The 7,690-nt window shown below is 34.5% G+C and carries 1 protein-coding gene; it reads right to left on the bottom strand.

Annotation, left to right across the window (positions count from 1 at the left end):
• Window positions 1-7,690: hypothetical protein (locus ACKVOD_RS13040; protein ID WP_409209903.1), on the bottom strand; the 7,690-nt coding region annotated here is incomplete at both ends.

Below are 7,690 nucleotides of genomic sequence, written 5' to 3'. Positions count from 1 at the left end.
TAAAATTACCTTGAACACCTTCTGCAAATTTACTATTTAAACTAATTATATTTTCGCTTAAAGCCCCCAAAGGTCCACTTAATCCAGCTAATATAGATAATGGATTGGTGTCGCCCTTGGCGTCCTTCGCGCCCTCATCGGCTCGTAAAGGAATTTGTTTTAGGGCGCGGGCTGCGGAAGACTCATTAACCATTCCAGAATTTCTAGCACTTTTTATATTATCTAAAAGATCAAAATCTCCAGTATTTTCACCAATCTCTTGTAAATTATTTAATTGATTTTCTAATTGAGCTTTTTCGGCAGCGGCTACTTCATATCTAGCCTTTTGGGTTCCTTTTTTGTCTAGTAAACCTAATTGGCTTAATTGCAAGCTACCAGAAGCTAAAGTCCCAAAATTTGAAGCCCGGCGCTCGGTTTCTGCTTTTTCGTCAATTTGTTTACCTTGGAAAAAATCATCAAAACTATTTCCACGACTTTTGTAAATTCTATCTTTGAAAGGATTAGTTGAATCATTTTTGAATTGTTTTCTTAACTCTGAAGAACTTTGTATTTTACTAAAATCTAAATCTTTGGAAGATTCAAAAGTTCCTCCGCCGAGAAAATTTTGTGATCTTTGTAAAGAAATAATTAATTCGTTGATTTTGGTGGTTTGATCTAGGGCGGCTTTACTATTGGCGGCGGTTGTATCCGCTCCGCTAACACCTTGGTTTAAATTTTGAGTAAATTTTAAAATTGCTTCTCTTAATTTGCCATTTGGATCGGTTTCTTTATTGAGTTTACCAAGTAAAATATCTAATTGTTTTGATCCTTCTAGTCCGGCGGATACAGGATCGGATTTTCCATTAGCAATAACTTTAGTTAAAATTTCTCTAAATTCTTTTTTAAGGGGTTCGCCTTTTGCTGAGTATCCTCCTCCGCCCTCCTGTCCACCTTCATTACCCTTCATAGCTTCTGGAACGGCATTTTCTAAATCTCTTAAACTTTTGACCCAGCCTGTCGCCGCTTCATTAATAGTTGAAATCCTTTGATTTTCTATTTGTTTCTCACTAATTGAACTTTCTTGTTTAAGCCTAGCCTCTGGGGACAAAAACTCACCAATTCCAGCCAATGATTGCGACGCCCCGGAAATCGCCCGATCTCTAATTCCGGCGGTATTAATATTTTGCATTTTGAACTTAGAATCCAAATTGCTACTTAAAGTATCTAAAGTTCTACCAACCCTTAATAATAAATTGTTATATTTAATTAACCCTTCGTTATTTTTGCTCAGCGCGGCATAACTTAATTGTCTTTCTACGACCTCTTTGGCTATATCTTTTTGACCTTCTGCTGTCAATTGATTAAGTTGATTTCTAGCTTCTCGGCTAATTTTTAAGCTACCCGTTATTTTTTCAATATCACCTATATCAAAATCACCTTTTTTATTTAATTCTTGTAATCCGCTTAATTGTTTTTGGTCTACTTTTCCCTCTTTATCAAATTTTAAAGAAGTTGCTCCAGAAACTAAAGAAGCTATATCTTTAATCTCTTGAGGTTTTAAAACTACATTTTTGGTTCTACCGGTTGCATCTGATAATATCCCACGGGTTGGAGCGATGACTTCCTCTAATTTAGATTCTAATCCGGCTCTAGAAACTTGTTTAATACCAGCTTGATCAGCTTCAGTTAGAGCACTGGCCCGTTCTTCGTCGTTTGTCGCAGCAACAACTTTCTTTCTTAAAGAAGAATCTTGTATTCCTGATAGTGAATTAGTAACTTGCCGGGATAATTGGCGGACTTGACTTAAACTTGCACCTTTTTCTATAGCTTCTTTTAATGTGTCTTGTGCTTGAAATGTCCCCAAAACTGCATTTCTAGAATCTTCAAATCTACCACGGACATTGGTTAATTGTTCACTTAATTGTTCCTGGGATTTTCTTTTTGATTTACGTGTACCAGAGATAGCAGATATTCCACCGACGACTATACCGGCAGCAATGGCCGGCGCAGTAAACCCACCAATAGATGCAACACTCAAACCAGTGCTAACACCTTCTGCAATACCAGAGGCTCTTCTAGCCTTTGGATCGTTCGGATTCATTTGTGATGTTAACGCTCCGGTTAGTACGGGAAGACCAAATGAAACAGCTAATGCTCTGCTTTGTAATTTAGCTTGTCTTTTTTCCGAAGCACCTAAATTAAGGTTGGTTAAATCTTTGTCCGTCGCCAATTGTCCTTCCGCACCCAATCCCTTATATTCAGAAGTTGATTTAATATCTCTAATAATTTTAGCATTTTTAAACCAGCCAAATATACCTGTATTTTGACTTATTTTATCAGTAACTCCTCCAACTAATTCTTGTTTTGTATAACTATCTTGGCCAGATTTAAGATTTTTTTGATAAGCCTTTATCATGGCTCCTTGTTGTGTTTGGACAAAATTATCAGCTATCTTTTCCGCTCCTTTTTCAAATGATTTTCCAACAAATCTAGGATCAATTTTAAATGCTTCGGTAATACCAGCCCGAATTTTGTCTTTTAAATCTCTAGTTGGTAGTAATAAATCTTCGTCAGATAATTTAATATTTTTAGTAAAATCATCTATTTTAGTTTGACCGCCTCGTGAAGTATTTCCTGTTAATCCTATATATTTTACATCCTGTTCTGTAAATTGAGGAGTTGGAGGAAAATAGGTCTGGGGGGCGAAATTGGGAATTAAACCGTTGGCCGAATTTAAAGAACCATAAGTTTTGGGATTTCTTCCTTCTTTTCTAGCTCGGCTAATTCCTTGAGTTATTCCACCCGGTTCATCACGTTTGTTTGTCACGGCTAATCCGCCCGGATTTAAATCAGAAATCAAAGATGGGTGATTTTCCACGCGGATTTGACTTAACGGAAGTCCCGCCGCTTGCTCCCGACTTATTGCATTTTTTAATGGATTATTGAAGTTTGGAATATAGCCGCCCGCGAATGATTGTAAACTGTTTTGCCCTTTAACAATTCTTTTTAATTTTCTAGCCTCCTCTTTAGTTAATTTTGAAATATCAATTTCATGTAAGTCGCCTGCATTTTCACCAAATCTTGTAACAATTGATCCTTTAGATTTTTTTAAATTATCAAACAAAGTTTCGTAAAATTCTTGACCCGAACCTCCTTTTACTGCGTCAAAAACCGCTGATTCTGATAAATTCCCAAGTCCACGTAAAGTTTTGGGTTCCTTATATTTTCCAATAAAATTTGACCTGTTAGCATCTTCGATTCCAAAATTTCCATAAAATTCTTGATCAATATTTGCTTCTTGAGAATGTAGGTACCCCAATCTTGTATTTTTAGATACCCGACTGTCTAAACTTTTCTCACTTGATAATTTTGAATTTATTGCTCCGATGGAATATGATGCGGCCAAACGCTTATCAAGTGTTGCAAATTTAGGTCTAGCCTTAGCGTTTTTCTGTCCACTGAAAATCAAGGGATTTTCATTTTCAGAAAATTCAGTAGATATTTCTCCGCCTAATCCAATTATTTTACCATGTTTTTCTGTTAATTCTCTTAAAAAGTTTGTGATTCGAGGACGTTTTCTCTCATAACTTTCCCTATTCGCTAAATATTCATAAGAAGATTCAACGGGAAAAGAATTTTCTTTTTTAATTTTAGCTATACGGCCAGCTAAATAAGGTTTAACAAAATTTGGAATGTAACCTCCCGAAGCATTCGTTAAATCTTCTATATTTTTTGGATTAAAAACTACAACTTCTGGCTGTTTGTCAGTATTTGAAAAACTTCCCCCAACCGCACCATAACGAATTACTGAATCGTGTCCATCTTTTTTAATTTGAGCGATAAGGTCCGGATTTAATCCGAGAATCTCTCCTTTTTTAAAAATCTTAGGATTACTAATATTAACTTTTACTTTTCGCAATTGTTTAGCTGGGTCAAAAAACGTATTTCTATTCTGCTGGTATCGTTCGACCATGTCTTCCGCATCTTTTCTAGATTTTCCACCGCCAATTAAATCGTTGGCTATATCATTTGAAGAAAATCCATACCCTCTTAAACCTGCTAAAGCGCTATGCGGCGCATCATTTATTATTTTATCATATTTTCCAGATTTAAAATCATGATATTTTCCCTCTTCTACATAAAGTCCACGATGATCGGATGGAATTTCAAAAGTTAAAGCATCTTTATGATCAATATTATAACCCAAAAGACCAGCGGCTGTTTGTCTTTTATATTTTACTGGTAAAATATCAAGAAAATCTTTTGTTTTTTTGGCATTTGCGGTCAATAAGGTCTGGTCAATGTTACTACGACCAAGAAATCCGCCGGGCGAACCGGCATCATCTAAATATCTTTGCGCCGTTGCTTGGTGCGGGGTAAAAAATGAATCCGGGGCTACTGGGCGATTTTTTGATAAATCTCCGCGATATAAAATTTGATCCTTGAATGGATTGTTGAAATTAGGAATGAGGCCATCAGCCGCGCGCGCGTACGGATTATCAAAAGTTAAATCACTTGCAAAATTACCCTTACTTAATTCAATCCCCATCCTACTTAAAACCCTATTAAATAATTTCCCCCGAACTTCTTCAAGCGGCGAAAATTCTATTTTTTTATGTTTAACATTTTTTAACAAAATCGGTAATTTTTCTTTTAACGCATTTATTACTTTAAAAGGATTATCATTAGTTAAATTAAATTTTTCAGAATTAGCTTGATTAAAAGATAGAATACCAGTAGAGGAAATTCCAGCTTCGTAAGGTTTATCTCCTACGTTGAATTTTATACCTCTTGTAAATCTTTTAAATGGTGTCCGAGATTCAGTTTGATCTGTAATAGTTCTAGAAAATAAATTACCCTTTTGTCTTTCTTTAACCGTTATATCATCCCCGTCTAAATCTCTATAGGATTTAGTCTGAGTTGCATAATTAGGTATAAATCCACCCGCTGCTTTTACAAAATCCAAATCCTTTAATCCCCTAGAAATTACATAATTTTTTGTTATCTCTTGGCCGGGGAATTTCTCTAGAAATCTACCGCTTCCTTCGGCTTTTTCTCTATCATTATAAGTAACTCCAGTTTTTCCTTTAATTAATTTATTATATTCTTTTTTATTACTAATTCCGTAAAAATCATTTGCTCCGAGTCCTGCCTTAGACTGCTTTGATAGATCGAGAAAATTAGAATCATCTATATTAGTCTTAAAAATAAATCCTTTGTCTCCCGCGTATTTTTTAGCAACAGATAAATCTTCCGTTACAAATAACCCCCTAGAATTTGTATCGTATAAGTCAGATTTATCGGTAAAACTTGTTCCTGTTGAGTCTCTTGTTTTCAAAGTCTTTGCCAGACCTTTTAATCCAGTTAGTTTTAATTTCTCAGCAAAACTAGGATCAGAAGTTCCGTGATAAACAGTCCGCATGGCAAAATTAGGTATAAATCCACGCGATTGCGAACCAGTATGAACGCTACTTCCGCTCGGAGTAAAATCACTATCCGAACCCAACTTATCATTATTGTAATATAAATCAAAAACTGAGCTTCTACCCTTTTTATCTATAGAATAATTTCCCCCATGAAAATCCCCAAACATTCCCTTACTTTTTTTCTTAACTAGTTTATCATTTAAATAATCTTCTACATCATTTTCATAACCATTTAGACTACTAACTTTACCGGGAGCCAGTCTTTGTAAATAAGCTTGATCTCCAAATTTTTCTTTAATCTGCTTTCTGTGTTCTTCTGATATAAATCCTGCATCCAAACTAACTGGATTTAAAATATCAAAATTTTTATGTTTTCTTTGTCGACGGCTCAATCTTCTAGCTAAAATTAAAGCATCTTTAGTTTCTTCAAAGGCGTTATTTATACTTCCTAGCGGGGACTTTACTAAATATTTATTTAATTTGTCGTCACCACCAATAATATGAGCTTCTGCGTAAGACCCTCTTCCCAATCTAGTAAAGCTTAGTTTAGCAAAATTAGGAACATATCCCCCGGCCAATCCTAATTTTTTAAACAAATTAGACGCTCTATCTCCGCCGAAAGCTTCTTTTTGTTTGCCCCGGCCAATAGTTAATCCAAACCCTAATTCATTTAAATTTTTAGCAACTTTTAAATAAGCATACGAATCACTTTTTTGTAATTCTAGTAATTCTTTATTTAAATCTTTGAATTTTTTAGTTTGATCTGAACCACTTAAATTTAAAATATCTTTGCCTTGTCCGGTAAAATAATTAACATTTTCTTTTGAAGCTCTTCTTATTCCAATTCCCGTCATTAAAGAACTTAAAAAGTTTCGGCTGGCTGACCCAGAAGCTCCAGATTTAGTTACAGGATTAAATTCAATAACTCCTGCAGGAAAAGTATCTGCGCCAAAAGTTGCTCCGGCGCGTAATTTTGGATCAATAGATTCTATTGCTTTACGCGCTTGTACAACGGCTTTAAAAGCGTCAATTGGATGGCGTAAAAATCCAAAATTACTTTTGTTTATATGTAAATTACCCTCAATAACATCAGCCTTCTTATCCTTATCTCTTTCTGCTTTTGGTTTAATTCTTTGTTTCATTAATGGAATACCACCGAACACTCCACTTCTTCCACCTACAATGTCTACCCGATATTCTTTTAAAAATTGGTTCAGATAGTTCATCTCACTTGAACCCTTTTTCGGTTTAATAGCTTTTTGTATAAATAAATTCTCTGGACTGGGCACTTCTAGTTTCTTATCGTATATGGTATCGCTGTTAAATACTTGTTGACCTTGTAAACCTTGAGTTCCTTTAAAGAACACAGAAGCATCACCGCCAAATTCCTTTCTCGATAATTCATTTAATTGGTTACCATAAGTATCTCTATCATTTGACGGTGTAATATTATATTTTTTAAATAAATCACTAGCTAAACGACTTTCCGGTAGACTCTTAGATATTTGAGTCTCAGAAAATTTATCTAAATTCAAAAACTTTGGCGTCGTAACTAAAGCTGAGGTAGATTTTTTCTTTAACAAAGCAGCATTTAATAGGCCAGTTTTTGGGTTTTGATACCTGTAAAAATTTCCAGTTGTATCAATTATTCTGCCCGATAAATTTTTGGATTTTAAATCTTTGTCACTCTCGGCTGTAACTAAATTAAATCCAAATAATTTAGCTATTGATTTTTCTAGAAAATTAGGATTATTAATATTAGTTAATAAATTGTCGGCATAGTTAGGTATAAATCCGCCCGCCGCGCGGCTATTTTTATAAATCTCATTACCAATCAATTTTTCGTATAAATTAGCACCTATTTCTTTTTGACGATTAGAAATAATATAACTACTATTTATTTCTTTTAATAATTTACTTGATTGTGATTTATTTAGTTTTGGAGTTTTATTAAAAGTTTCAACAGTCCCGGCAATTTGTCCTTTGCGATTTGTAAAACTTTTATCAAGATTGAATCCGTGGGCAATTTCGTGACCTATAATTTTAGACAAACCTCTAACTCCATATCTTTTTAATGTTTCGCGGCTTAAACCAATAGTATTGGTATAATAATCAAATTGAGCGGCAGCTTTGTCGGATTTCTTTAAACCTTCAGAATCAAAAGAATCAAAAATTCCCAAACTTATACGTTCAAGGCCCGGACCACTAAAAGCAAATTCCTTACGAAAACTTTTACTATTTAATCCTTTTTCTAGTGATTTTATTTTCTTTAATTCTGATTTAGA

Origin of the sequence: Flavobacterium sp. (genome assembly GCF_046155325.1) — a bacterium.
Taxonomy (GTDB): domain Bacteria; phylum Bacteroidota; class Bacteroidia; order Flavobacteriales; family Flavobacteriaceae; genus Flavobacterium.
Note: the sequence above shows the minus strand (reverse complement) of the source record. Positions and strands in the feature narration are given on the sequence as shown.